The following is a 434-nucleotide window of genomic DNA, read 5'->3' as shown; positions in this document are numbered from 1 at the left end:
ACAACAACCAGGACGGCAAGCGGCCCGCCTCCATGGTGGTGCAGCTCTACGCCGATAACGTACCGATGCCCGGAAAGTCTGTCGTGCTGTCCGACGCCAACAAGTGGACATACACTTGGTCAGACTTGCCCAAGTACAGCACGGCGGAGAAAGAGGTGGCCTACTCGGCGCATGTCACCAGTACACTGGTAGACTACACTGCGGCCACAACCGAAATGACCATCGAAATGACCTATGTTCCCAGCAGCACAACGATATCCGCTTTCGCTACCTGGGAGGATGGGGAAGAGGTAGATGGCCTGCGGCCGGAGACTTTAACGGTAGAGCTTTACGCAGACGGAGCGCCCACCGGCAACAGCCAGGAGAGTGCCGGGGACACCGGCTGGCCGGGACCCGGGGGTAATGACCCGACCTACAAGTGTGCGCCTCCACAA

At 59.7% G+C, this 434-nt stretch carries 1 protein-coding gene; it reads left to right on the top strand.

Annotated features, from left to right (window positions below; genetic code table 11):
* The coding region (locus tag RX395_RS10155; protein ID WP_316367404.1) for a Cna B-type domain-containing protein at positions 1-434 on the top strand (434 nt) is incomplete at both ends.

It is taken from the genome of Collinsella aerofaciens, assembly GCF_032584215.1.
Taxonomy (GTDB): domain Bacteria; phylum Actinomycetota; class Coriobacteriia; order Coriobacteriales; family Coriobacteriaceae; genus Collinsella.
The sequence above is the reverse complement of the archived record's forward strand: the minus strand, read 5'-3'. Positions and strand labels throughout refer to the sequence as shown.